Source organism: Kitasatospora sp. NPDC092948, assembly GCF_044754805.1.
Lineage (GTDB): Bacteria > Actinomycetota > Actinomycetes > Streptomycetales > Streptomycetaceae > Kitasatospora.
The window spans coordinates 393493-416865 of record NZ_JBIVPU010000001.1 but is presented as its reverse complement, the minus strand read 5'-3'; the positions used below and the strand labels follow the sequence as shown (position 1 = coordinate 416865).

Here is a 23373-nt window from a genome sequence, read left to right as displayed (position 1 = left end):
ACCGACCCCCGCCGGCTAGACTCTCGCCACATGACCCGCTCGGACTCACATTCTTCGTTCCTCGAGAACCCGTACATTCTGGACCTGTTCGCCGGTCCGGGCGGTCTTGACGTAGCCGCGCACCTGCTCGACGTGCCCAGTCTCGGCATCGAATGGGACAAAGACGCCTGCGAGACGCGCTACGCAGCGGGGTTGCAGACCGTGCACGCGGATGTCAGCGAGGTGCGCCGAGACCGGTTCGAGGACTTGCCGAGCGAACTGAACGTGCTGGCCGGGGGGCCGCCGTGCCAGACGTATTCGGTGGCCGGAAAGGGCGCGGGTCGGCGATCCCTGGAGAAGGTCGAGAAGGTCCTCCATTCCCTCATGGACGGCGTTCCCGATCAGGAGATCGACGAGCAACTCGCGCAACTGGGCGACGACAACCGGACCGCCCTCGTCCTGGAGCCCCTTAGGTACGCGATCAAGGCCCTCGGCTCCACGAAGCGCAACGGACGTCCGTTCGATGTGATCGTTCTGGAGCAGGTACCGCAGGTCAAGGCCCTCTGGGAGGTCTACAAGACAGCCCTGGAGACCGGTCTGCCCAAGCCCGACGGGACCAGGGTGAAGTACGAGGTCGCCGAGGTCGCCACGCTCCCAACCGAGGCGTACGGCGTTCCGCAGACCCGGCGCCGGGCGATCCTCATCGCCCGCCTCGCCGGGCACGGCATCCCGAGACTCCCCCAGCCCACGCACCACACCTACCGGACCAACAATCCGCTCCACGGCGGCCCCGACGACCCGAACGCGCTGCCGGAGTCGCAGTCCGGTCAGATGGCGCTGTCGTTGGAGTCGCACCTCAAGCCCTGGGTGCCGATGTGGGACGTCCTTCGCGCCACGGAGCAGTGGCCCGAGGGAAGGAAGTCCCGCTTCGAGATCCGTTCGAACTACGGCAGCGGCGGCAAGCCCGACAACCGCGGCATCCGCACCTGGCAGCAGCCCTCGTTCACCGTCACCGGCAAGGTCTCCCGCAATGCCGTCAACCACCCCGGGGGCGGCAGCCCGCACACCCCGGATCGGCTGACCATCCCCGAGGCCGGCATTCTCCAGACCTTCCCGCCCAACTATCCGTGGAGCGGCGGGGACAAGTCCCAGCAGGTGGGCAACGCGGTGCCGCCGCTGTTCGGCATGCACGTGCTGGCGGCCGCGCTCGCCCTGCCGTGTCCTCGGGAGGAGATGGTTCGGGAGCACTGGCCCGAACCTTCCGCCGAGGACCGGGCCACGCTTCGCAAGAGCGGCTGCGGAGACTCGTCGGGTTGCGGACCCGACTGCCCGAAGCCCAAGCGTCAGGCCTCCTCCTCGACCTCCTCGGACTCGCCGCGTCCGCGGACCGGCGCGTCCGCGAAGAGGTCGGCGAAGTAGTCCACCAGCTGGGTCACGGAGGATTCCGGCGCGGGCTCCTCCTCGGGCCCGGCCGGCAGTGCGTTCCGCGACACCTGGCGGGCGGTCTCGGCCTCGGCGATCCAGTCGAGCAGCGGCCCGGGGTCGCGCTCGGGGTGGTCGGGGGCGATCACGTCGTACATCAGCGTCGCGGCGGAGGCGTTGACGGCCCCGGCCAGGGCGTTGACCTCTCGACCGCCGCTGATCGTGCCCTTGCCGATCAGTCGGGCGATCGCCTGCGCGGTGGGCCGATGGTTGATCACGGACATCCGGAGTGCCGTGTTGAGGACGTCCTGGATGCCGCAGGCCGTGACCACCGGTGCGTAGTCCGGGCCGTCCCGGAAGAGTTCGGCGGCCCACCAGAGACGGGCGAAGGCCTGCTTGTGGTACGGGCCGCGGAAGCGGTCGGCCGCCACCTTCACGACCGCGCCGTCCTTGGGTTCCGGCAGGTGCCGCCAGACCACGTAGTCCGGGGCGACGCCGAGGGCCAGGTAGTTCCACAGGGCCGGGTCGGCGGCCTCGCGGCGGGTCAGCCGGAGCGCCGCGTGCAGGCGCGGGGCCAGCCACGCGTCGGCCTGGGTGACCTTGAGCCCGTTGGTCCGGCAGTAGGCCATGGCGTCCTCGACCAGGTCCCGAACGGGGCGCAGTTCGCCACGCCGGTCGGCGTGCGCGAGCGGTTCGGTGACCTGGTTGAGCTTGATGCTCGGCACGTTCTCACGGCCGGTGAGCAGTCCTTCGACGACGAATTCGATCGCCTCGGAGTCCGGCAGCAGCGCGAGCCGCTCGGGGAAGTGCTCGGGTCGGTCGGTCATGCGTCGTCCCCCTGTGCGAGGCGTTCCAGGTCGCGAACGGTGGTGGAGAGCGTCCGGGGCACGTCGGCCCGTCGGGCGGCGGCGAAGTGGATCCGGGCCTGGAGTTCGCCCCAGCCCGCGGCGGACGTTCCGGTGCGGGCCGCGTGAACCTCGCGCAGCGCCGCCTCCGGCGTGCGATCGGGGTACACGTCGGGGAGCATCTCCCGGAGCACCTCGCCCTGCCAGCCGTGCGGAAACACCGGTGCGCCGTCCTCCTCGACCTCCAGGTCACCGACCGCGGAGTGGAACACGGCCGTCCAGACCTCGGAGCACATCTGGGCGAGCAGGAGTTCCCGAACGGTCTTCTCCGCGCCGCTGCCGCCGGCGGCTCCGATCAGGTCGCCGAGCCCTTCGAAGTCGGTGTTGACGCGGACGGCCGGGATCCGGCCGGTGGTGTCGACCAGCCAGGGCGACTCCTTGAAGCGCTGGAGCCGGCTTCCTCCGGCGCCGAAGTTGACCATCTTGACCTCGAGTTCACGGGCCAGCGCGGGCGTGGCCTCGTTGACGTCGACGAGCCATTCGACGTCCGAGGTGGCGATCACCCGCCCGGGCACACCGTCGACGGTGGCCACCACGTGCACGGCCACCGAGGCCCGGTCGAGCAGGTCGCACCGGCGCAGGTACAGCTCCGCCGTCCACTCGCGGCCGTCGTCCGCGGGCCGGTGGAACTCGGTCGCCGTGCGGGTGTTGGTGGCGCGCTCGGTCAGCACCGCGACGAGCCTGACGTCCTGCCACGGTCCGGACGGGTCGAGCGCCTTGGCCGGAATGCCGCCGGACAGCCGGAGCCGGGCCTCGGACCACTCGGACCGGTCCTCGTCGGGCCCGAGGGCGACCACGTGCTCGACGACGGAGACGTACTTGCTCTCCACGTCGTCCCAGGGCTCGCCCTCCGCCCTGAGCCGGGCGCCGTCGATCCGCCAGGACACATTTCCGGTGAGCCGCCGGTAGGGGTAGACCTTCACGCCTGCTCCCCCTTTCCGCTGCGGAGTTCGACCACCAGGCCGGTCAGTTGGGCCCGGACCGGGTGACGGGAGACGTCGGTGACGCCCCGGAAGACGGCCTTGCGGCTGCCCGGCGACACCTGAACCGCGCCGTCCACGATCTGGCAGCCGCTGATGGCGACGAGTTCCTTCCAGGGCGCGGCCGGGCGAGGGCCGGACCGCACGTCGAACTTGGCGACCGGCGTGACCGGACGGTCGGTGTCCATGCCGGCCGGAACCCGCAGGTCCACGGTGACCGACCAGGCCCCCGTCTCGTCGACCAGCGCGTCCACGTTGTCCAGTTCGGGCATTGCCGAGGATTTCGTGGAGGTCTTCCTTTTCTTCGCTCCTCCGACCTTCAACCGGCCGGCGATATTGGCCTCGCCCCCACTGTGGCGCTTGGCCTTGGGCACGGCGACGAGTTCGCGCACGGCATTGTTCGCCGCGGTGGTCAGATTCGCGATGCGGCGGTGCGCGGAGGGCGAATAGGAAAGCCGAAGTTCCTCGGTCTGTCCCCATTTGTTGTGCTCCGGCGGCTCCGATGCGCGCAGGAATTCCTCGGCCTCCTCGGCGCCGGGCGCGGCCGGGCCGGCGGCGCGGCCGGTGAGGAGGATGGCCTGGAACGGGTTGGTGCCGATCGGCAGGTTGCGGACCTCGCTGTCCTTGACGGTCATCCGGTTGCCCCGCATGGAGACCAGCCGGTTCTTCTTGCCGTCGGCGTCCTCCGCCCCGGTGACCAGGACCACCGCCTGGTGCGGCACCCCTCCGTGGGTCCGGCCGCCGTGGAGCGGCACGTTGAGCTGCACCGTGGCGAGCGCGACCTGGCTCAGGTCGGTGAGGCGCTCGACGGTGGTGCCGTCCAGGAAGGCCCGCAGCGCGCGGGTGCGGGACGGCTGGACCAGGGCCGGGTCCACGTGCTCCTCCTCGATGAGCACCTCGCCGTTGCGGTAGGTGCGCACGGAGGCCTCCAGGTGCGGCTTCTGCTCCCCTCCGCCGGTCATCGCGGCCCAGAAGTTCCGGCCGAGCGCGTCGACCAGCCGGGCGTGCATGCGGTGGACGGAGTCGTCGTCCTCGCCGCTCTCCTCCTCGTCCGCGGTGTCGCCGACGGGCAGCAGGCTGGCCACGTCGTGGGCGCCGACGATGAGGAAGGATGTGCCGGGAGCCGCGCTGTCACGGGTGAGGAGGAGCTTCTCGACCGTCTCCTCGTCCGCCCACCAGGAACGGACCACGTCCGCCGATTCGGTCGTCGGGTCCGGACGTCCGAACCAGGCCGGGCCGGCGCACGCTCGGCCGTCGACCTCGCGCCAGGGAAGGTCGAGCCGGCCGACCAGGCGTCGTTCGGTGCGGCCCTCGTGCGGTACGGAGAGGGTGGAGTTGATCAGCACCAGGCCGAGTCGGCTGGTCGCCCACAGGGTGGCCTTGCCCAGGCCGTAGGAACCGCCGGCCCCGGCGTCCCGCTTGTTGCTGTCGAGTTGGCGGCGGACGACGGCCGCGAACAGGCCGTCCTCGTAGTCGCCGCCGGTCAGACCGGTCGCGTTGTAGTCGTCGACGCGGAGCAGGACCAGGCGGTCGTGCTGGTACATGTCCCGCAGCCCGGCGGCGATCGTCCGCGACACCTTGCTGTGCTTCCCGCCGTCCGCGGTGAGCGCCTCGTAGTGCGGGAGCAGGTGCTCCCAGTCGATGGCCTCGCGGAATCTCGCCAGCGCCTCGCCGGTGAGTTCGTGCAGCGTGTAGCGGACCCGGACCGGCTCGGCCGGGTCGAATCGCGCGTCCAGGCTGTTCTGGGTGGCCTCCCGCGCCAGCACGGAGACGTCGGCCTCGAAGGCGAACGCGGCGGCGTTCCCGTACTCGCGCCCGCCGTCGGCGTGCGCCGGCCGGTGGTACCAGGTGACGGGCACCCGGAGTTGGGCGTCGGCGGCGCGGGTGTGGATGGTCTCCAGATCCGTGTTGAGCACCCCGGCGATGCGCCGGATGGTGTCGTCCCTGGGCACGGAGCGGCCGACGATCCAGGCCGACACGGCGGCCCTGGTCACCTCCACCTCCTCCGCCAGCTCGGTCTGGCTCTTTCCCGCGTTCCTGAGCTGACGCGCCAGCCAGGGGCCGAAATCCTCAGCCGCCTTCACGTCCCACCTGCTTCCGCCCGGCCTGTTCCACAAGGTGGGAGCCACTCTACCCGAGTGCTGTTGACAACGACAGGGCCTTGTCAAGCATCCCTTGACACACCTGCCGGACAGAGGGGTAGATGCCGAGGGCCGTCGAAAAATATGACTTTCACCTGTGCTCCACTTTGCCCGAATTTTCCCGGAACGCCCGGAATTGTCGCCGAAGCCATCCGGAGCGAACGGCACTTGCGCCGCCCACCGAAACCATGGAATAGTCGCTGCCACTCCCCGGCGGAACGGCCGCAGGAGAGGCTCTGGGGACAGGGCCAGAAGTATCAAGTTTTCCCATGGGGGGAAATCTCTTCAGCCGCCCGGCGATCCCGGCCATCGTGGATTCCGTGTGTTCCTTCGCGGCGCGTTCCCCTCTGCACTACCGCACCACTTGCTCCATTTCTCTCGTGCACAAACCCACGAATGCGAAAGCGCAGGTACCCCGGTGTTCCCGCAGAATTCCCCGCTCGACCGTATCCGCTGACGGCCCCCCGCCGCCCACACCTCCTCCCCGCACCCGAAGTGGAACCATCTGTGGCCGATCAGCACTCCCCCGTGATCCGCACCGTCGACGAGCAGTCCCGCCGTGTCCTGGAGACCTACGCCGTCGACCCGGGCCTGATCCCCGAGCACGCCAACGGCGAGCGTCGCATCACCCAGGGCGGGTACGGCGACCGGCAGTTGCTCGAACTCGTCCAGAACGCCGCCGACGAGCTGCGCGCCGAGCCCGGCGGCCGGATCCAGGTCGTCCTCACCGCGACCCACCTGTACTGCGCCAACCAGGGCGACCCGATGACGCCGGAGGGCGCGGAGACCATCCTGCGGATGAGCATGTCCCGCAAGCGCGGCGGCCAGATCGGCCGGTTCGGCGTGGGCGTGAAGTCGGTCCTGGTGGTGACCGACGCACCCGAGTTCTTCGGTCTGAACGGCAGCAGCTTCGGCTTCGACCGGGCCTGGTCGTACGAGCTGATCCGGAATGTGCCGGGGGTACGGGAGCGGCTCGGCGAGGCGTTCGAGGCTCCGGTGCTGCGGATGGCCCGCCCGCTGGACACGGCCGCGGAGCGGCTGCGGGACCAGGTGCTGGACGAGCTGATGGAGTGGGCCACCACGGTGGTCCGCCTGCCGCTGCTGCCCGGCGCCGCCGACCGGCTGGGCAAGGACATGCACGGCCATCAGGGTTCGGCCAGTCACGAGACCCGGGAGGAGTTCCCCGCCGGCTTCCACCTGTTCTCCCCGCACGTGGGACCGGTGGTGCTGGAGGACCGCCGGCTCCGTCCGATCGCGCGCCGGGTGCTCCGGTCCGAGCGGGCCGGGAGCCTGCACACGATCCACGAGGAGCGGGTCGGCAGGCCGCCGGCCACCTCCCGGTGGCGGGTCTTCACCCGCTCCCACGAGCCGGGCGCCGAGGCCCGGCAGGACGCCGGCGAGCTCCACGACCGGCTGTCCATCGACGTCGCCTGGGCGGTGCCGGACTACCGGCCGGACGAGCGGACCGGCCTGCTCAGCGCCGCCGACGCCCGCGGGCGCGGCAGGTTCTGGTCGTACTTCCCGACCAAGTACGAGATGACCCTCAGCGGCATCCTGAACGGGGCGTGGAAGACCAATGAGGACCGGCAGAACCTGCTCGACTCCTCGCCGTTCAACGTCGAGATGCTCCGCGTCGCCGCCGGACTGGTCGTCGACTCGCTGCCCGACCTCGCGCCGGCGGAGGATCCCGGCGCCTATCTCCCGCTGCTGCCCGGCCGGTTGAGGGCCGTGGAGACGATCAGCTGGGCCGACCGCCTGCTCACCGAGCAGATCTGGCTGGCCGCCGCGCGGCGTCCGTCGCTGCCGGACCAGGACGGTGTCCTGCGCGCGCCGAGCGAGCTTCGGCACCCCGATCTGGGCAAGGACAGCGCCTCCGTCAACCGCTGGCTGTGGGCGTGGCATGCGTACCCGGACCGCCCCCGCAACTGGATCCACCCCTCGGTCGAGGCCACCGACATCCGGACCGGCAAGGTCCAGCACATCCTGGCCGCCGCCGACCGGGAGCGGGAGTCGGTCGTGGACTGGTTGGAGGCCCTGGTCTTCGACGGCTCGGCGGAGGCCTCGGCGGCCGCCGTCCGGATCGTCGCCGACATGATCAATTCGAACGCCGCCTGCGCCGCGCAGGCCCGCACGGCCCGGATCGTACTCACCGAGGAGAACGGTCTGGTCGCGCCGCTGGGCAGCGTGGTGTACCGCCGCACCGAGGAGGATGGCCTGCCGGAGTCGCTGGTCTACGTGGACCGCGCGCTGTCCGACGACCCGTCGCTGCACTCCGCGCTGACCGCCCTCGGCATCCAGGAGGCGGACGTCCGGGGTCGTTTCGTCAGCGTCCTCGAACAGGGCTTCGACGGGTACGGCCCGCAGGAGTGGAACCGGTTCTGGGAGCTGTTCCACCGGGCGGGCTCCTCCGTGGTGGGACACGAGGTGACCGCCCGGGTGTCGGCGCCGATGGACACCCTGATGGTGAAGACGGCCGACGGGCGTTTCCACTCCATGCGCGACTGCCTGCTGCCCGGCCCGGTCGTCACCGCGGAGAGCGACCCGGCGATCGCCGTCGATCTGCGCTTCCACTCCGACGACACCGGGTTCTTCCGGGAGTCGGGGCTCCGCGACCGTCCCACCGCCGGTCACCGGCCGGAGGAGGAAGGGTGGTTCGAGGAGTACCGGGAGGCGATGCACGCCGCCTACTGCCGCAAGCTCGACGACCGGGCCGCCCGCCCGACCCTGGCCAGGACCAGGATCGAGGGCGCCGCCGTCGGCGGGCCGCTGCACCTGCTGCCCCGTATGTCGGAGCAGGCCCGCGCGGCGTTCCTGCAGGCCCTGCCCGAGGACGCGCTGCTCGCGAACTGGACGCTGCAGATCGGCGCGCAGACCGCCACCCGCCGGCCGGTGTGGTCGCCGGTCCGCTGGATGCTCAACCGGCACGGCCGGGTGCGGACCTCGCAGGGCCTCAAGCCCCTCAAGGAGGCGGTGGGCCCGCAGCTCGATGCCTACCGCGACGTGCTGCCGGTGGCGTCGATCGGTGAGGAGAAGGCCCGGAAGCTGGGCCTCGCGAGCACGGTCGAGAAGGTCCGCGCGGAGCAGTGGGCGCAGCTCCTGGAGAAGCTCCAGGCGAGCGAGGACGACGCCTTCGTCGGCTCCACCTACGCCCTGCTGACCCGGCTGGAGATCCCTTTCCCCGAGGACTCTCTGACCCGCTGTCGGGTCGGCAACGCCTGGGACACCCGGGTGGACGGCGAGATCGCGGTCGCCGCCGGCCGCGACGAGTACCGCTCGCTGCAGGCCGAGCGGGTGCCCGCGCTGCTGATGCCGAACCAGGAGTCCGCCGACCTGATGGTCGAGCGGTGGGGCATGCTGCGTCACGACGACGTGGTCAGCCGGGAGACCCGGCACGAGTCCAGCGTGGAGCCGCTGCCGCTGGTCGAGGAGTTCCCGACGCTGCGCCAGAAGGTGGGCAGCTCGGTCGACGCGTACTCCCTGCTGCGCTGCTCCACGTTGGAGGAAGTGGTCCGCACCCCGCACGGCGCCCGGGCGAAGTCGTTGGAGAGCGCCCGCCAGGGCAACGTGATCAAGGTCGTCGACTCGCTGGACCGGATCGGCGTGCTCCGCGCGGTGGACCGTGAGCTGGGTCTGCGGATGGGTGACGCCGGCTGCCGGGTGGTGCTGGAGGCCCAGACCCGTCAGGAGCAGGACGAGCGGACCCGGTCCGCGTTGAAGGCGGTCCGCGCGGCTGCGGACGTGACGGCGAAGCTGGAACTGTTGATCGGCGCGGAGTCCCTGCGCGACCGGCTCCCCGCCGGGCTGATCGAGGCCGAACGGCAGGAGCTCGACGGGCACGAGCCGACCGGCCGTCGGATCGCCCAGCTGGCGTTCAACGCGCACGGCGACGGCGTGCTGAAAGTCCATGCCCGGGACATCCAGGAGCGCTTCCCGAACGCGCCGTCGTCCTACACCGGCGGCTCCGCCGCGGTCTCGTTCGTCGCCGAGCTCGGTCTGCCCGCGCCCTTCGCCGGCTACCGGGCCCCGGCGCTGGAGCAGAGCTTGATCGTGGAGGGCCCCCGGGACTTCCCCCGGCTGCACGACTACCAGGAGCGGCTCGCCCTCAACATCTTCGAGATGCTCGACCGGCTCGCCCCGCAGCGCGCCATGCTGTCGCTGCCGACCGGTGCGGGCAAGACCCGCGTCACCGCCGAGGCCGTCATCCGCTGGGTGAAGCAGACCGGCGCGCTCCGCGGGCCGATCCTGTGGATCGCCCAGACCGAGGAACTGTGCGAACAGGCCGTGCAGAGCTGGCAGTTCGTGTGGAGCAGGGCCGGCGCGCAGGAACGCCTGACGATCAATCGGCTCTGGACCTCGAACGAGGCTGCCCCGATCGTCGACGGTCCCCAGCTCGTCGTGGCCACCGATGCCAAGCTGCGGGTGTGCCTGGACACCGAGCGGTACGCCTGGCTCCGGGACGCCGCGCTGGTCGTGGTGGACGAGGCGCACGTCGCGACCAGTCCGAGCTACACCGAGATCCTGAACCTGCTCGGCCTGACGCAGCACCGCACCGACCGGCACCTGCTCGGGCTGACCGCCACTCCGTTCCGGGGGCACAACGAGGAGGAGACCCGGCGCCTGGTCAACCGGTTCGGCGCGCGCCGCCTGGACGAGGGGGTCTTCCCGTCCGGTGACGCCTACGGTCACCTCCAGGAGATCGGCGTGCTGGCGCGGGTCGAGCACAAGGAACTCGCCGGTGGCACCATCGAGTTGTCCCGTCAGGAACGGGAGAGCGCCGAGCAGTTCAGCCTGCTGTCCAAGGCCGCCGAGCAGCGGCTCGCCGACGACCACGACCGCAGCCGCCGCATCGTGGCCGAGATCGCGGCCATGGACGAGAACTGGCCGGTCCTGGTGTTCGCCACCTCGGTGGAGCACGCCAAGTACCTGGCGGCCAAGTTGAAGGACCGTGGCATCTCGGCCTCCTCGGTGGACGCCACCACCTCCGACAACGACCGCCGGGCCCGGGTCCGGGAGTTCCGCGACGGCAGGGTGCGGGTGCTCACCAACTACGGCGTCCTCACGCAGGGTTTCGACGCCCCCGCCACCCGTGCGGTCGTCGTGGCGCGCCCCGTCTACAGCCCGAACGTGTACCAGCAGATGATCGGCCGCGGTCTGCGCGGCCCCCGCAACGGCGGCAAGGACACCTGCCTCATCCTCAACGTCCGGGACAACATCCGGAACTTCGACACCGCCCTCGCCTTCACCCGGTTCGAGCACCTGTGGAGCAACCGTTGACCGTCCGCCACCAGGGCGATCCCGCCCTGACCGCCGAGCAACAGGCCGTCGTGGACCGGCCGTGGGACGCCCGACTACTGGTCACCGCCGGGGCCGGGACCGGGAAGACCCACACCTTGGTACGCCGCATGGACGCCCTGGTCGGGAACGCGGACCCGGACGAGGCGCTGGACGCCTCCGAGCTGCTGGTCCTCAGCTTCTCCCGCGCTTCCGTCCGCGAGCTGCGGGACCGGATCGCCCGGTACGGCGAACACGCACGACGGGTGCGGGTGCAGACCTTCGACTCCTGGGCCTACTCCCTGCTGCTTCAGGCTTACCCCGACGGGGAGTGGTCGCCGCTCTCCTTCGACGAGCGCATCCGGGCGGCCACCACGGCGATCGAGAAGGGCGCGTTGGAGTTCTTGGAGGCCGGTCCGCCCACGCACGTGATCGTCGACGAAGTGCAGGACCTGGTGGGCGCCCGCCGGGAGATGGTGGAGGCGCTGCTCGACCGGCTGCAGGAGTCCTGCGGATTCACCCTGGTCGGCGACTCGGCGCAGGCGATCTACGACTTCCAGATCGAGGACCCGGAGGAGTTCGCCAACCGTACCGATCTCTTCCTCCGCTGGGTGCGAATCTCCTACGCCGACGACCTGGAGGAACTGCGGCTGACCCAGAACTTCCGGGCCGTCACCTCCGACGCACGCACGGCGCTCCCGCTCGGCCCCGCCGTCCAGAGCATCGGCAGCGCCCCCGAGGGCGCCGACGCGGCGGCCGAACGCCGCTACGGGGAACTGCGGGACCTGCTGGACGAGGTTCCCGACCTCGGGTCGTTCGCCGAGCCGTTCGCACTCGACGTGCTGAGGTCGTTCTCCGGCACGTGCGCCGTGCTGTGCCGGGACAACAGGCAGGCGTTGGTCGTCTCGGAGCTGCTGCACGCTCAAGGGATCGCGCACGCGCTGCGGCGCCCGGTCCGGGACCGGTCCGTGCCCTTCTGGGTCGCCGAGCTGTTGCGTCGGGCCCCGGGCGCGACGCTGTCCGAGGAACGGGTGCGCGAGCTGCTCGCCGCGCTGCCCCTGCCCGAAGGCACCGACCTCGACCGGGTGTGGCGGTCCCTGCGGGCGGCGGCGCGCGGCGCCGGTCGCGGCACCGTCGATGCGGCGGGGCTGCGTCGGCTGGTCGCGGAGCGCCGGTTCCCGGACGAGCTGGCCGATCCGGAACCGGCCCGGCTAGTGGTGTCCACCGTCCACCGGTCGAAGGGGCTGGAGTTCGACCGGGTGATCCTGCTCGCCCCGCCGACCGTCTCCGAGCTGCGCCGGCGCACCGCGGAACCCGATCTTCCCGCCGAGGCCCGCGCGCTCTACGTCGCGATGACCCGGGCCCGCGAGGACCTGTACCGGATCGCCGCGCCCGACACGGTGACGGTACTCAGCCACCGGCCGACCGGCCGGTTGTACCGGGGTTCGCCGAACGCGCGCCTGCGCTGGCGGCGGGACGGCGTGGAGGTCAGGAGCGGCGACGTCGAGACGCTGGAACCGGCCTGCGCCGGGGCCGACGCCCCCGGTGCCCAGGCCTACCTGCTGGAGCACGTCCGCCCGGGGGACCCGGTGACGTTCCGGCTGCGCGACTCGCTGCCGATGGGCGTCGAGCAGAGCCCCCCGTACGTGCTGCTGCACGACGGGCGGGAGATCGGCGACGCCTCCGAGGCGTTCAGGGCCCAGCTGCACTCCGTCCTGAAGGTCGGTGCGGCCTGGGAGATCCGCTGGCCGCAGGAGCTCCACGGGCTGCGGATCGACGGCCTGGAATCGGTGGCGGGCAGCCCGGCCGCCGGGACCAACGCGGGCATCGGCGACCACGGGGTGTGGATCGCCCCGCGCATCAGCGGAATCGGACGTTTTCGGCACTCCGCCGGAACCGGGGAGGAACAGGAATGACCATCCATGCGGGCCGGCACGCCGACCACTACGAGGTTCGGGAGGAGCTGGTGGCGCGCCTGCGCCGGGAGCTGTTCGGGCCCGAGGCGGGGGACGCCGACGCGGATCGCTCCGAGGTCCTGGAGCACGACGCCCCGATCACCCGCTACCCGATCGGGGTGCTCCATCCCCGCCCGGCGGATCCGGCCGTCAACACGGAGTTCCTCCAGGAGATCGGCCTGCAGCTGGGCCTCGACGAGGAACCCCTGATCAGGTCGGCGGGCCTCGACGAGTCCGACTCGAACCCCGACCGCCCGAACTCCGGCGGACGCCGCCCCTCCAGCGTCGGACTCACCTTCGCGGTCGACCGCGCCTCCTGCGAGCAGATCGTGGTCTCGGCGCGCGCCGCCGTGTACGAGCCGGAGGACGCCGAGGGCCGCCGGATCCCGGCCCGCCGGAGCGAAGCCCGGACCACGGCCGACCAGCGGGAACGCTGGCGCAGGACGGATCTGGACCTGCCGGACACCGTCATCGACGTCACGTACCCGAGCCGCCGGACCCACAAGCTGATCCACGGTGTGGTCCACCTGCACGTGCACGTGCGCCGACCGGTTCCGCAGACCGACACGGTGACCGTCACGATCACCCTGATGAATGAGCAGAAGGTCGGCGAGCGGGAGCTCCAGGATGCATTCGCTCTGTTCCAGACCGGTCTGACGGTCCGTGCCGCGAACGGGTCGAGCGCATTCGTGGAACGCCCGACCACGCTGTCCGCCGTGGACTCCGAGCTGGAGAGCAGTCGGTTGCTCCACCGACACGCCCCCACGTTCGCCGTCGGTCACGGCTGTGCGGCGGTCTGGGACTGGGCCCCGCCGCCGATCGGCGTGACCGATGTGGTGCGGGCGGGCGTGGCAGAGGTCCGCACCGAGTTCGTGCCCACGCACGAGGTGCTGCTCACCGACTCCAATCCGACGATCGACGCGAGCGCCCTCACCATGCTGGGTCTCGCCGAGAACGACGACTCCCGGGTGATCGACGCCCTGGAGCGGTTGGCGACCGGCTACGAGCAGTGGATCGGGCGGAAAAACGCCGAGGCGGCCGCCCTCGTCGGCTCGGCGTACGAGAGCGCCGCGGCCGAGCAGGTCCGCGCCTGCGAGGAGGCCCTGGGCCGCATCCGGGAAGGCATCGCCCTGCTGCGCGACAAGCCCGACCTGATGGCCGCGTTCCGGCTGGCCAACCGCGCGATGGCGACACAACGGGCCAGAAGCGCCTGGGTCAAGGACGGCCGGGTCGGCGAACCGGATCCGGCCACTGCCCGCTGGCGCCCCTTCCAGATCGCTTTCGTGCTGCTGTGCCTCGCCGGGGTGGACGACCCGAAGCACGCCGATCGAAACGTGTCCGATCTGCTGTGGTTCCCCACCGGCGGCGGCAAGACCGAGGCATACCTCGGTCTGATCGCGCTGACCGCCTTCCTGCGGCGGATGCGCCTCGGCGCGGCGGGCGGCGGTGTCACCGTCCTCATGCGCTACACGCTCCGGCTGCTGACCCTGCAACAGTTCGAGCGCGCCGCGATCCTGATCTGCGCGATGGAGGAGCTGCGCCGGGAGAATCCCGATGTACTGGGCCACGAGGAGATCTCGATCGGCATGTGGGTGGGGCGCTCCGCCACCCCGAACACCCTGGCCGCGGCCGCGCAGCAGCTGTCGGCGGCCCGCTCGGGCCGGGTGCTGCAGACCGAGAACCCGGTGCAGTTGCACGCCTGCCCGTGGTGCGGCACCGCCCTCGACGCGCACCACTACGCGGTGGACGAGGACGCCGAACGGATGGACGTGCGCTGCCCCGGCGCGGGTTGTCCGTTCGCCGGTGGGCTTCCCGTGCACCTGGTCGACGAGGCCGTGTACGCGGCGAGGCCGACCCTGGTGATCGCCACCGTCGACAAGTTCGCCTCGATGCCGTGGCGCGAGCGGACCGCGGCCCTGTTCAATCGCGACCGCCAGGACTCCACCCCACCTCCGGAGTTGATCGTCCAGGACGAACTGCACCTGATCTCCGGTCCGTTGGGCACCCTGACCGGCCTCTACGAGACCGCCGTCGATGTGCTCGCCGACCGGCCGAAAGTGATCGCTTCCACCGCGACCATCCGTCGGGCGGCCGATCAGGGCCGGGCGCTGTTCGCCCGCGACGTACGTCAGTTCCCGCCCGCCGGCCTGGACGGCCGCGACTCCTGGTTCGCCGTGGAGACCCCGGCGACCGACAAGGCCTCCCGCCGCTACGTCGGCCTGCTCGCCCCCGGCACCAGCCAGTCCACTCTGCTGATCCGCACCTACGCCACCCTGCTCCACCAGGCGATGCGCACCGGAGCGGACCCGGAGGTGCTCGACGCGTACTGGACGCTGGTCGGCTACTTCAACAGCCTGCGGCTGCTGTCGGCCGCCGAACTCCAGGTCCACGACGACGTCGTGGCCTACCTCGACCATCTGGCGGACCGCGACGGATGCGAGCCGCGTTCGGCGGGCAACTGCTCCGAGCTGACCAGCCGGGTCGACGCCAGCGACATTCCGGCCCGGCTGAAGCAGATCGAGCGCAGACTGACCGACGGCAACCCGGCGGACGTGATGGACGTGCTCCTGGCCACCAACATGATCGCCGTCGGGGTGGACGTGGACCGGCTCGGACTGATGGCCGTGATGGGTCAGCCGCAGACCACGGCCGAGTACATCCAGGCCACCAGCCGGGTCGGCCGAGCCCACCCCGGCCTGGTCGCGGTGATGCTCAACTCGGGCCGTTCGCGCGACCGTTCGCACTACGAGAACTTTCAGCACTTCCACTCCGCGCTCTACCGCGAGGTCGAGTCCACCTCGGTCACCCCGTTCTCTGCCCGTGCCCGCGAGCGCGGGCTGCACGCGGTGATCGTCGCGCTGGCCCGCCTCCTGATCCCTGCGGCCCGCGGCAACGAGGACGCGGGCCGGATCGACCTCTTCGGGGACGAACTGCGGTCCCGGATCCGTCCGCTGATCCTTCGACGGGTCGAACTGGTCTCGCCGCCGGAGACCGCCGCCGAGGAAGTCGCCCATGCCGCCGACGACTTCGACACTTTCGTCGAATGGTGGGAGGACGAGGCCGCGGCGCACGGCGGCCTGCACTACGAGTCGCGGCGCGGAAACCGCGCCCGCTCGCTGCTCAAGCCCTTCGACGACGCCCTGGAGGGCGTGGCCGCGTGGGAGACCCTGTGGTCGCTCCGCGACGTCGACGCCGAGTCCGCCCTGTTCATGGAGGCATCCCGATGACCCCGCCCCCCTCCCGTCGCCGGCGCGGCACCACCGGCTCCGCCGCACCGGTCCACACCCTGCCCCGCCGCGGCGCGGTCCGTCGGGCGCAGGCCATCACCACCTACGGCGTGGGTTCGCTGGTCGCCGTGGACCAGGAGTCGTTCATCGTCTCCGGCATCGACGAAGCGGGCGACCAGTGGTCGCGCGACGAGGCGCCGGTGATCCACGAGCGGCGTCTCGCCCGGGTGCTGGGTGTGCAGCACTTCCGGCTTCCGCCCGCTTCGACGGACGGCAGCCGCGACGGCATCCGGGTGCGGCGCTTCCCGCTGTGGCACCACTGTCCGGAGTGCCATGCGCTGGACCACGTCGCGAAGTTCAACTCCCCGCCCGGCCGCAACGAGTGCGGCGAGTGCGCGGAGCCGCTGGTTCCCTCCCGTTTCGTGGTCGCCTGCGAGGACGGACACATCTCCGACTTCCCGTACCGGGACTGGCTGCACCGGCAGCAGAAGGGCGAGGGCAGGTCCGCCGCCTGCGGCGGCCGCATGAGCCTGCGCTCGTCCGGGCGCACCTCCTCGCTCCGTTCGGTGGTGCTCTCCTGTTCCTGCGGAGTCCCGGACGCGTCCATGGAGGGTTCGTTCCGGCGTGGCGCGCTCCGCGACTTGGGCATCGGCTGCCGCGGCGAGCGGCCCTGGTTGAAGGGCGCCGAGCGGGTCCCCTGCTCCAGGGCGCTCCGGACCCTCCAGCGCGGTTCGTCCTCCGTGTGGCAGCCGGTGCTCCGCTCGGCGCTCTCCATCCCGCCGTGGAGCGACACCCGGATGAACGTCCTGTACGAACACTGGGACGTGCTGCGGACCGCCGCCGACATCAACCAGCTCGCGATCCACCTGAGTTACCTCTTCAAGGACGTTCCCGCCCCGATGACCGCCCAGCAGGTCTGGGAGCGGATCAACGCGATGGAGGCGGAGGACCCGACCGACGAGGGCGCTGCGGACCGCACCCAGGACCAGCGTTACCTGGCCCTGCGGAACCTGGAGTACGAGCGCCTGTGCGCGGGCAACCCCGAGGAGTCCGGGCAGTACACCGAACAGTTCATCTGCGAACCGCCCGCCGGCGACGACGAGCCCCTGCACGAGCTGGGCCTGGTCGCGCCGATGCTGGTGAAGAAGCTCCGGGAGGTCCGTGCGCTCAAGGCCTTCACCCGGGTCGTCGACCCGGAGAGCTCCGCCGAAGGTCACGAGGCGGCGCTGTCCGCCGCCCCCACAACGTGGCTTCCCGCCATGGAGGTTCACGGCGAGGGAGTGTTCCTCCGGTTCGACGAGAAGCGCCTGGACGCGTGGGCCGAGCATCCGGAGGTCGTCGATCGGGTGGCCCGGATGCGCGACCGCCATCAGCAGGTGCTCACCGAGCGGGCCACCGACCCCACGCTGGTCCCCACCTCGCCGGCCACGCCCCGGATGGCGCTGCTGCACACCTTCGCACACGTGATGATCAACGAGTGGAGCCTCGACTCCGGCTACCCGGCGGCGTCACTTCGCGAACGGATCTACTCGGGCGAGGACATAGCCGGCGTCCTGATCTACACCGCCACCAGCGACTCGGCCGGCAGCCTCGGCGGCCTGGTCGCCCAGGGCGAGGTGGATCGGCTCGGTCAGGCCGTCCGGTCGGCGGTCCGGCGTGCCGAGTGGTGTTCGGCGGACCCGCTCTGCATGGAGACGGAGATCTCCGGCGCGGGCGGGACCAACCTGGCCGCCTGCCACGCCTGCGTGATGCTTCCGGAGACCAGCTGCGAGCACAACAACGGTCTGCTCGACCGGGCGCTCCTGGTCGGCACTCCGGAGAATCCCGCGGTCGGCTTCTTCGCCGATCTGCTCGATCGGTGATTCGCCGGTGATCGCCCCGCGGCGGGATCACGTCATCGACGGTCCCGCCGCGGGGGCTCCGTGCCCCAGTGCGGCCCGGATCGCCAGCCCGAGCGCCCTGGCCACCGGTGGCGGCGACGCGTGGCCCACCTGCCGGTAGCGCAGTGTCTTGGGGCCGGCGAAGGACCACTCCTCGGGGAATCCCTGCAGGACGGCCGCCTGCTCCACGGTCAACGGCACCAGGGTCCCGCCGTCCTCCGAGGTGTCCCACCCGACCTCGGGCCCCGGGACCTGGTTGGCGACCGTCGCCCCGTTCACCCGCATCCGGGCCCAGGCCCGCTTCGACCCGGCCATGCCCAGATCGGGGCCACCCCGGTTCCACGATCCCCCCACCAGCGTGGGCGCCACCTCCGTGGCCTGCTCGGCCCAGGCTTCGGCGTGGGGCCAGCCGCGCGCGGCCATCGACGCGCCGAGCGCCTCGCCCACGGTGACCGGTTCCCCTTCCCGGGGCTCGGGCAGGACGAAATCGCGGATGGCGTCCCCCTTCAGGGCCACCAGGACGCCCTGCTTCCGGCCCTGCGGAACCCCGTGATCCTTCGCGTCGACCACGTACCACTGGTGCCCGTATCCGAGATGTTCGAGTTCGACGGCCACCTGGTCGCGAATCGATTGGTAGGCGGGCTTGAACGCCAGGGCGGCAACGTTCTCGAGAAGCAGGGCACGCGGCTGCACGCCGTGCAGGAGCATGATCGTCGCTTCGAGCACGCGCAGTTCCTCGGCGCTGTCCGCGCGCATTGCCGTCGCGCTTCCCTTTACCCGGGGCAGACCCGCGGCGAGAAGGTCCACATCGTAGACCGCCTGATGCTCGAACGGGTCGAAGTCCAGCAGGTCCATTTCGAGTACGTTCCAGGCGGGCCGGTTCAGCCGCAGCGTTTCGCAGGCCACCGAACGGTTGTCCAGCAGCAGGACCGGATCGAAACCCGCCTGCTCCAGCCCGAGCGCGAGCCCCCCGGCGCCGGCACACACGGCAAGACAGCTGAGGCGTTCGGAGCGGGACTCGACCATGATCACCGTTCATTCCTGGGAGCCGGGGACTTGGGCCTCGATGATCGCACCCCCGTCGTACACCGTCGACAGCCGTCACCGGATTCACCGTCGGGCCGCGCCCCTCGGCCGGAGAACGCCGGGCGGATTCGATCACGGGACCGGCAGGATAGGCTGGCGCGGCGTCACGCGCCGAAATCGTCGAGGGGGTAGTTGTGGTCGGGGATACACCGCGTCTTGAGATCCGATTCCGGGGGCGCGTCATCGAACACCTCGGAATCGACATGTACCAGTCGCCGGTGGCGGCAATCGCGGAACTGGTCTCCAACGCTTGGGACGCGGACGCCAAGAACGTCGACATCTCGCTCCCTCCGCACATCAGTCACGGTTCGGAAATCGTCATCCACGACACCGGCGACGGGATGACCCTGCTGGAATGCCAGAACCGCTACCTGAACGTGGGCTACAACAAGCGCAAGGACGCCAATACCTCGTTCACTTCCGGCGGGCGCCCGATGATGGGCCGGAAGGGAATCGGAAAGTTCGCCGGCTTCGGAATCGCGAACCTGGTCACGGTGGACACCGTCAGCAGGGAGACCGGCGAACGCACCGTCTTCGAACTGAACGCGGAACAGTTGATCGAGGGCGTCGACAGCTACGCCGAGAGCGACCCGTTGCAGGTCAACGTGGTCGATTACGAAGAACCTTCCGAAAGTCGCCGGAAGAACCACGGAACCACCATCACCCTTCGCGAGCTCACCCTCAAGAAGACGCCCAACTCGGAACAGTTCCGAGTCAGTATGGCGCGCCGATTTCTCCTCATGGAGCGGTCGGACGATTTCACCGTCACGGTCGACGGCCTGCAGATCTCCGACGTCGAGAGCCCGGAGAAGGTCGAATTCTCCTTCCCACGGGACTACGCGCCGGGCCAGGCACCCGACGGTCTGACGATCGACGGCGAGTGGGGCGTCGAGAAGCTCTCCACCGGGCATCGCGTCCGGTGGCGTTTCGTGTTCTACAAGCAACCGATCGGCGAAGAAGAGCTGACCGGCATCTCGGTCTTCAGCCATCACAAGCTGGCGCAGCGTCCCTTCCTCTTCAACCTCACCGGCGGCTTCGGCGGGCAGCAGGGAACCAGTTACCTCTCCGGACGGGTCGAGGCCGACTTCCTGGACGATCAGGCCCGCGACCTCATCTCCACCGAACGGCAGCGGGTGAACTGGGACGCGGAGGCATCCGAGCCCCTGCTCGCCTGGGGCCAGGCCCGGGTGAAGTCCCTGCTGAAGATCTGGCAGAACTGCCGGGCCGAGGCGAAGGTCCTGGCCATGCGCGACAGGATCTCCCCCTTCTCGACCCGGCTCGGACGACTGGAACGACCGGAGCGGAAGATCGTCGAGCGGGCACTCCAGTCGATCGCCAAGATCCCCTCCCTGAATGACGATCAGTTCGCCGACCTGGCCAACGCCATGCTCTCCGCCTGGGAGGGCGGTCGACTGAAGGGGCTCATCGACGACCTGGCCTCCGCGGACTCGATGGATTCGGACGAGCTCGTACGGATTCTCGCCGAGTCGCGAGTGATGAGCGCACTTCACGCCGCCGAGCACGTGAAGGCACAGCTCAACCTGATCACCGGCCTGGAGGAGCGGGTCCAGCACCGCGAGCTCGAAAATCACATCCGTGACTACATCGCGGAGAATCCCTGGCTCATCTCCCCGCGCTGGGAGACGTTCCGTGTGGAGCGCGGAATGCACGGGCTCATGGAAGAGGTCGCCAAGGACGTGTTCAAGAAGGACTGGAACGCCCGAGTGGACCTCGTCCTCGCCTCCGGAAGTCAGCTCCTGGTGGTGGAGTTCATGCGCCCAGGACTGAAGATCGACTGGGACCATCTGGGCCGCTTCGAGCGGTACGTGACCCGCCTTCGCCACGCCACCGCAGGACGATTCTCGGACTACCGGGCCGTCTCCGGCCTGCTGGTGGCGGACCATCTCGACCGGGACCCGGACGTGATGGACAAAATCGCGAAACTTCGCGGTGACGACATGGACGCCACCGACTGGGTCGGCCTTTTCGAACGCGCCCGGCAGCAATGGAGCGACTACTTCGACATCCTCTACAGCCGCGCGCCGGAGGACGGACGAATGCAGCAGCTCGCCGACGGCCAGGTGCCGCCCGCCGCGATCGGCACCCAGCGGGTGCACAGCTGAGCACCCGCCTTCGAAGTCAGGCCCTGCCGGTGGCCGCGACCGCCGTCAGGCCCTGTTCGGTGGGGCCGTAGACCCGGCCGCCGCCCGCCCAGAGAGGGACGGTGAGGGTCGTGGCGGAGGCCTGGAAGTCGTAGGTCCAGCGAGCGTTCCCGGTGGTGGGGTCGAGGGCCCAGACCTTGCCGTGGACCCAGAGGTAGAGGGTGTCGTCGGCGAACTGGGCGCCCAGGTTGGTGGCGAGGGCGCCGGCGGGGAGGGCGCCGGCCCAGTGGACGGTGCCGTCGCTCGCGTTCAGGGCCTGGATCCTGACGGTGAGGGTCTGGTAGTCCACGGCGACGGCGAAGACGGTCGTGCCGTCGGCGTTCGCCACCGCCGCCTGGTAGGTCATCGTGGCGTCGGTCTTCCATGCCACTCTGCCGTCCGCCGGGTCGAGGGCGTAGACCCGGTCGGCGAGGTAGAGCAGGCGGCCGCCGGCGGAGTTGTGCGGGCCGTCGGTGAAGGGCTGGAGGAGGGGCCCCGAGCCGAGGGTGGTGCCGGGCGGGGTCTGCTGCCAGGCGGAGATGCCGGCGTTCGCGGTGTCGATGCCCTGGAGGGTGGACTTGCCGTTGGCCATGTCGGTCGCCTGCCAGAGCAGCCGGGTGCCGGTGCTGGGGACGGCGAGGCGTCCGCTGCTCATGCCGGGTGACGGGAAGCGCTGTTCCCAGCGGAGCTCGTGGGTGGTCGCGTCCACCGCCCAGAGGAACATCAGCTGGCCGGGGGTCGCCGTGGAGGAGCCGTTGCCCTGGACGTGGACGGCGCCGTCCAGGATGCCGCAGACCGCGCCGCTGGTGGCGCTCAGCCCGGGCCGGGTGAACGTCCAGGAGACTTCGCCGGTGGCCAGGTCGATCGCCTTGAGCGAGGTGCGGAGGGAGAAGTCGGGGGCGGTGATCGGCTCCCGGGCGACGTAGTAGCCCTTGCCACCGGCGGCGACGACCTGGCCGAGCGTCGGGGCCGGCATCGCGCCCGGGGCGGTCTTCGGGGCCCAGCGGGGTTTGCCGTCCCGGTCGTAGCCGCGGATGCTCTTGGCGTCGACGGTGAGGATGCTCTCGCCGTCCGCGACGAGCTGGTTGACCGGGTCGGGCACCGGCACCGTCCACAGCGCGGTGGCGATGTTGGTGGTGTCGAGCGAGCGCCGCGGGTCGGTGAGATCGGGCGGCGCCGCCGAACTGCTCTTCACCGCGCGGGACTTGTCGGGGCCGAGCGTCAGGTATGCCGCCGTCCCGCCGCCGGCCAGCACCACCGCTCCGCCGGCCAGCCCGAGGAGCAGGCTCCGCCGGGCGGGACGCTTCGACTCCGGTGCGGCGGGCGGAAGTTCCCTCGTGGGTGCGACCGGCGGCGGGGGCAGCGCGGGCGCCAGCACCGCTGCGGAACGTTCGACGGCGGCGACCAGCGTGGGGTGCAGCCACCCGCCGGGCGGCTGCGGTTCGAGCCGTTGGGAGTCGACGAGTTGACGGGTGGTCGGCCGGTCCGCCGGGTCCTTGGCGAGGCAGGCGGCGATCAGCAGGCGCAGCCCGGCGGGCACCGCGGCGAGGTCGGGTTCCTCCGCGGCGACCCGGCGGACCACCTCGACGGGGTGGCCGCCGCCGAACGGGCCCGCGCCGGTCGCGGCGTGCACCAGGGTCGAGCCGAGCGAGAAGACGTCGGAGGCGGGGCCGGTCGGCCGGGCCAGGGCCTGTTCGGGCGACAGGAAGGAGGGGGTGCCGAGAATGGAGCCCTCGGCGGTCAGGACGCTGTCGTCGGCGGCGCGGGCGATGCCGAAGTCGATGACGTGCGGGCCGTCGAGGGCGAGCAGCACGTTGCTGGGCTTGATGTCCCGGTGGACCAGCCCGGCGGCATGGATGGCGGCGAGCTCCTCGGCGATGCCGGCGGCGAGGATCCGCAGCACCGGCTCGGGGAACGGCCCGACCAGGCGGACGGCCTCGTCGAGCGGGACGCCGGGGATGTACGCGGTGGCGAGCCAGGGCAGCGGCGCGTCCGGGTCGGCGTCCACGACGGGAGCGGTGAACGCGGAGGACGCGGTGCGGGCGGCCGAGACTTCGCGCCGGAAGCGGTCCCGGAACCGCTGGTCGTCGGCGAGTTCGGGCCGGATCAGCTTGACCGCGACGGTGCGACCGCCGGCCGACCGGCCGAGGTAGACGGCGCCCATGCCGCCCGCACCGAGCCGTCCGAGCAGCAGGTAGGGGCCGACCTGGACGGGGTCGGTCGGTCCGAGCGGATGCATCGTCAATGTCCCCTCGCGGGCCGAATGGTGCGGATCGACGGGCCTGCGGCGGCGGATCGCATCGTCAATTCCCCCTCGCGGGCCGGGCGGTGAGGGGGGGCGGAGCCGCGACGGGAGGATCGCATCATCAATCCCCCCTCGCAGGAC

11 protein-coding genes are annotated in these 23373 nt (G+C 71.0%); 6 read left to right on the top strand and 5 right to left on the bottom strand.

Annotation, left to right across the window (positions count from 1 at the left end; all coding sequences use genetic code 11):
* Positions 1-30 precede the first annotated feature (30 nt).
* A complete protein-coding gene (locus tag ACIQF6_RS01480) occupies positions 31-1398 on the top strand; it encodes a DNA cytosine methyltransferase (RefSeq protein WP_400888652.1) in 1368 nt (455 codons plus the stop codon).
* Here the strand turns inward: ACIQF6_RS01480 and ACIQF6_RS01475 are convergent.
* Genes ACIQF6_RS01475 through ACIQF6_RS01465 form a run of 3 tightly spaced genes read right to left on the bottom strand, consistent with a single transcriptional unit; the run spans position 1323 to position 5370 of the window.
* Complete coding sequence (locus tag ACIQF6_RS01475) at positions 1323-2228, bottom strand: DUF6339 family protein (protein ID WP_400888650.1); 906 nt, start codon at positions 2226-2228, stop codon at positions 1323-1325. The two genes, ACIQF6_RS01480 and ACIQF6_RS01475, sit on opposite strands and share 76 nt — an antisense overlap.
* Positions 2225-3229 (bottom strand): hypothetical protein, encoded by a 1005-nt coding sequence (locus tag ACIQF6_RS01470; RefSeq protein ID WP_400888648.1) that lies wholly within the window; start codon positions 3227-3229, stop codon positions 2225-2227. Before ACIQF6_RS01470 ends, ACIQF6_RS01475 begins: the two co-directional genes overlap by 4 nt.
* On the bottom strand, positions 3226-5370 hold the full coding sequence (locus ACIQF6_RS01465) for a helix-turn-helix transcriptional regulator (RefSeq protein WP_400888646.1): 2145 nt from the start codon (positions 5368-5370) through the stop codon (positions 3226-3228). The genes ACIQF6_RS01470 and ACIQF6_RS01465 overlap by 4 nt, the downstream gene beginning before the upstream one ends.
* 564 nt (positions 5371-5934) lie before the next feature.
* Between ACIQF6_RS01465 and ACIQF6_RS01460 the strand changes: the two genes are divergently transcribed.
* From ACIQF6_RS01460 to drmB, 4 genes are read left to right on the top strand one after another with little or no spacing between them, the layout of a single operon-like run.
* Positions 5935-10701: a DEAD/DEAH box helicase gene (locus ACIQF6_RS01460; RefSeq protein WP_400888644.1), complete on the top strand. Its 4767-nt coding sequence runs from the start codon at positions 5935-5937 to the stop codon at positions 10699-10701.
* The gene (locus tag ACIQF6_RS01455) at positions 10698-12614 is read left to right on the top strand and encodes a UvrD-helicase domain-containing protein (RefSeq protein WP_400888642.1); all 1917 of its coding nucleotides are present in this window, start codon (positions 10698-10700) and stop codon (positions 12612-12614) included. Before ACIQF6_RS01460 ends, ACIQF6_RS01455 begins: the two co-directional genes overlap by 4 nt.
* Complete coding sequence (locus tag ACIQF6_RS01450; RefSeq protein ID WP_400888640.1) at positions 12611-15880, top strand: helicase-related protein; 3270 nt, start codon at positions 12611-12613, stop codon at positions 15878-15880. Before ACIQF6_RS01455 ends, ACIQF6_RS01450 begins: the two co-directional genes overlap by 4 nt.
* Entirely contained in the window at positions 15877-17742 is a 1866-nt protein-coding gene (gene drmB, locus ACIQF6_RS01445; protein WP_400888638.1) for a DrmB family protein, read from the top strand. The genes ACIQF6_RS01450 and drmB overlap by 4 nt, the downstream gene beginning before the upstream one ends.
* A gap of 27 nt (positions 17743-17769) precedes the next feature.
* Here the strand turns inward: drmB and ACIQF6_RS01440 are convergent, their stop codons facing one another.
* A complete protein-coding gene (locus ACIQF6_RS01440) occupies positions 17770-18786 on the bottom strand; it encodes a DNA cytosine methyltransferase (RefSeq protein ID WP_400890071.1) in 1017 nt (338 codons plus the stop codon).
* A gap of 263 nt (positions 18787-19049) precedes the next feature.
* Between ACIQF6_RS01440 and ACIQF6_RS01435 the strand changes: the two genes are divergently transcribed.
* Entirely contained in the window at positions 19050-20969 is a 1920-nt protein-coding gene (locus ACIQF6_RS01435; RefSeq protein ID WP_400888637.1) for an ATP-binding protein, read from the top strand.
* Positions 20970-20985: 16 nt separating this feature from the next.
* Here the strand turns inward: ACIQF6_RS01435 and ACIQF6_RS01430 are convergent, their stop codons facing one another.
* Positions 20986-23226, bottom strand: coding sequence for a PQQ-binding-like beta-propeller repeat protein (locus ACIQF6_RS01430; protein WP_400888635.1), 2241 nt, complete (start codon positions 23224-23226; stop codon positions 20986-20988).
* Positions 23227-23373: the final 147 nt, after the last annotated feature.

What these genes read in the sequence shown, in the direction of transcription:
- ACIQF6_RS01480 (WP_400888652.1), top strand. Translation starts at nt 31, where the DNA reads ATGACCCGCTCGGACTCACATTCTTCGTTCCTCGAGAACCCGTACATT.
- ACIQF6_RS01435 (WP_400888637.1), top strand. Translation starts at nt 19,050, where the DNA reads ATGTACCAGTCGCCGGTGGCGGCAATCGCGGAACTGGTCTCCAACGCT.
- ACIQF6_RS01450 (WP_400888640.1), top strand. Translation starts at nt 12,611, where the DNA reads ATGACCATCCATGCGGGCCGGCACGCCGACCACTACGAGGTTCGGGAG.
- ACIQF6_RS01440 (WP_400890071.1), bottom strand. Translation starts at nt 18,786, where the DNA reads ATGGTCGAGTCCCGCTCCGAACGCCTCAGCTGTCTTGCCGTGTGTGCC.
- drmB (WP_400888638.1), top strand. Translation starts at nt 15,877, where the DNA reads ATGACCCCGCCCCCCTCCCGTCGCCGGCGCGGCACCACCGGCTCCGCC.
- ACIQF6_RS01430 (WP_400888635.1), bottom strand. Translation starts at nt 23,226, where the DNA reads ATGCATCCGCTCGGACCGACCGACCCCGTCCAGGTCGGCCCCTACCTG.
- ACIQF6_RS01475 (WP_400888650.1), bottom strand. Translation starts at nt 2,228, where the DNA reads ATGACCGACCGACCCGAGCACTTCCCCGAGCGGCTCGCGCTGCTGCCG.